The organism is Parashewanella curva (genome assembly GCF_003675895.1).
Lineage (GTDB): Bacteria > Pseudomonadota > Gammaproteobacteria > Enterobacterales > Shewanellaceae > Parashewanella > Parashewanella curva.
Map to the genome: position 1 here is coordinate 1 of NZ_ML014912.1, position 3,219 is coordinate 3,219.

Here is a 3,219-nt window from a genome sequence, read left to right on the forward strand (position 1 = left end):
TTAATTTAGGTCAAAAACTGCGTGACGAATTCAGTCAATTTCTTTTAAGTGAATTTAATTTAAAATCTAATGTTCATGTAAATAATTTGGGAGTAATAATCATAGAACAACATTAAAGTAAATGCCTTAAATCATTTCGGGGCATTTTCGTGTCAGCCTGTGCTCAAAACGGACTTCTCAATGGACAGATTGCAGAAGCAGCATTAACTTTTCCGCTCTTTTATTGAGAGATTGCAAGCCGATTTACTAAAATTAACTCGCACTCTTAAAGTTAGGTTATGCCTTGTAACTGACATCTTAGTTCGTGAGCGGGCAAATTGTATAACCTAATTGGGGGAGGAAAGAACTTAACTGATAATTTTGAATCAACCTCAAATGAATGGCGTTCAAGCTCGACCTGTTTTTTAGAAAATAGAGTAACGATTCATACGCGATATAAGTGTCTTGATCAACATTAATAACAATTCGTTGTAAAACATAATTAACCCTATCCAAATCCGACTTTGCGTGGTCGAATACTTTTTTATCCATAATTTTCCAAGCTAACCCTCCTGAGCGATTCAGCTCGAAAATCAACTCTGCAAAATGCTTACTTATTTCCGTACGCTCAATTTCTGTTAAAGAGCAAAGCCCTGCTTTGACTGCGTCGCGCTTTTGTTTATACCGAATTGAAGGAGACTCTGTAGTTGTTATGATGACTCTCTGCCCCTCCATTAATATGCAATTCCCAATAGTACGTCTTTCTATATTCTCGTAAACTTCATAATCATTGTTATTTATTCTGACCCGCTGCCCCGTTTGCAGTAATGCTAACCAGTTATCTGGATTTAAGTTTAGCCCTAATGTGTTTGCTGTTACAGTCATTTTATTCTCTCATTCATTGGGTATTATTGTCTTGATTTCAGGCTTAGCATGAAAAGCTATCGAGAGTTCACCGCCTTTTGCTATTTGCTCAAATCTGGCTAATAATAAAGCTGAAATATCCATAACTTACCCTTTTCTGCAGCATTTAAGATTAATAACCTTTGGTTGTTAACGGTCAGAAATTAAAGCAAATGTGAGGTATTAAAATCTACAAACATGAACAGTTTTTAATCGTAATGATATGGCTAAAGTTATGGTGTTAGTAAAAAATGGAAAATTGCGCTAGGTGACTATGCTGCTATGGATTTTGAGAGATGGAAATAGGCACGCCCAAACTCAGAATGGGGCATTTTCGAGCTAGGTTACGTTCACAGCTGACTCGGCAATGGACATTAGCGCATTACGGATAATATAAGCTACCTTAGTTTCGGAAAGCTCAATCATATAAATTTAAAAGAAGATATGTTGAGTTTTAAAGCAATCGAACCCTAGGTGCCTTAACCTCTGTGGTACCTAAAGGAACTCTTCTTGCGAGATTGCACCACAGAGAACGTTGGTTAGATTACTTTTACTGCATGAGCCAAAGTATGAGCTTAAGGGAGGATGCTACATTTTTCCTCTTGCCACACGTCTAATGTGGGTTTATGGCAATTGTGGCACTTTTGATAGCTTTCTAAACCCTCAGTGATTAAAGTTACTTACCGACCCCCAAACATATCTCATAGCGTCTACTGCGCCATTAGTGCTGTAGGTATTAACAGAGTTGGGATCATCGGCAAAACCCACTTGAAAGGGTGTTGTGCCGTGAACAAAACTAGGCAGAGAATTTTCATAAAAAGAAATGACCGTCCACTGGTGATCATAATCACATAACATTGGATAACTCCAACTATAATTACTATCTGGAGCGGTCCAATTTATATGACGCTTATTGTTATTAGGTTCATCACAACCTTGTGTTTGCGTATATTTCATATAACAGTTGCGGTGAACAGGATTACAACCAATCATCAAAACATGACTAGAAGGGGTTATCGGTTGAGTAGTGGCGATTAAATCTCCGTTGCTGTTGATAACTTGCCAATCACCAAACGTTTTAACAGGCGTTGCCATAGCTGGCGCTGACAATGAAGCGAGTAATAATAAAGTTTTCATTGGTGGTTACTCCTTAAAAGTGATTGCATCTTGAAGAACAAAAGCATTGCTGGCTTTATCTATGGGAAGCGACCTTTTATGAATGGTTTCCGAGTGGGAATAAATAACGGTTAATGGAGATCACGGTTTAGCTCTAAGATAATTAAAAAGTCTCTAAGCTCAAAACCAGTTTCCATTTCTGCATCGAAATATTCACGATTTGGATTAACGCCTAATTCGTATCTACCATCTAAAAAAAGGATCTGATAATTGCATTCTCCAATTGTGATATATTTATCCGTGTTTTCTTCCCCTTGACCTTGACCTTGACCTTGAAATACAGCTTCAATAAATAGATCAAGATTGTCAAATTTGCCTACGTTCACTGTAGTTACTCCTAACGTTCTGATTGTAGTGTCGGTGGCTGATTCCACATTATAACTTTTCGCCACGTCACGATTTTTATAGACGCAACCCCTCCGACTACTGCGCAAGCCGTAACCATTCCTTTCGATAGGCCATCACTAGTGATTTTTTCATGCTCATCACTCGGTGGTGCAGTTACTTCTGGTTGGCCTGTTGCGAGGTTAATGCTTAGCTCTAGTAATTTGTTTGCTGGGGCTGGCGATGGCGGTTTGTTGTCTGTTTTTGCGGTGTGGTGCTATTTCACATATAAACAAAGTCATTAAAATAAGTCTCTTTTTGTGAACGAAAGTTAATTTATTATTACGATTGAAAATTCATTAAGTAAAAGAAAATGGAATAAGCGATTGTATCTAATGTTTGAAATCTGAATGAATGTGGTGGTTTGACGAGACATTACCATGTACATGATGTTAGGAACTTCATATACATTACCTTCTTGTAATGGCGGTAAAGTAGAATGTACAGGAACAACACTTAACCCTTATTGCAGATATTATGGTGACGGAACAGGTAATGGTAATAACGACACGCCGCAAAATCAGTGTCTGCAGTACAATAAATGAGCTGTTATTCCCGATCTAAATTATCAGATAATAACTACAAGACTCGTAAGAGGAAAACGCCAAGTAGTTAATTTTATTATATGTAGACTTATTGCTCTATATGATTTGGGTGTGGGTCTTTTAAATCGACACAGTTATCAACATCCGTATAACCTCTGTTTGGATTGCTTTTTGTGATATTCCCAATATTTTTCGAGATCACCACTCGACCTTAACGACCTTAGTTTTAATA

The 3,219-nt window shown here is 37.6% G+C and carries 4 protein-coding genes; 1 reads left to right on the forward strand and 3 read right to left on the reverse strand.

The features are described 5' to 3' along the window. Positions 1-297: 297 nt before the first annotated feature. From D5018_RS21040 to D5018_RS21050, 3 genes are all read right to left on the reverse strand, one after another. Positions 298-864, reverse strand: a complete 567-nt coding sequence (locus D5018_RS21040) for a hypothetical protein (RefSeq protein WP_121840928.1) — start codon at positions 862-864, stop codon at positions 298-300. A gap of 681 nt (positions 865-1,545) precedes the next feature. Next, positions 1,546-2,019: a hypothetical protein gene (locus D5018_RS21045; RefSeq protein ID WP_121840929.1), complete on the reverse strand. Its 474-nt coding sequence runs from the start codon at positions 2,017-2,019 to the stop codon at positions 1,546-1,548. A 110-nt stretch (positions 2,020-2,129) separates the two neighbouring features. Continuing rightward, the gene (locus D5018_RS21050) at positions 2,130-2,384 is read right to left on the reverse strand and encodes a hypothetical protein (RefSeq protein WP_121840930.1); all 255 of its coding nucleotides are present in this window, start codon (positions 2,382-2,384) and stop codon (positions 2,130-2,132) included. A gap of 438 nt (positions 2,385-2,822) precedes the next feature. On the opposite strand from D5018_RS21050, the gene D5018_RS21865 reads away from it, so the two are divergent. Beyond that, on the forward strand, positions 2,823-2,987 hold the full coding sequence (locus D5018_RS21865; protein WP_165905145.1) for a hypothetical protein: 165 nt from the start codon (positions 2,823-2,825) through the stop codon (positions 2,985-2,987). Positions 2,988-3,219: the final 232 nt, after the last annotated feature.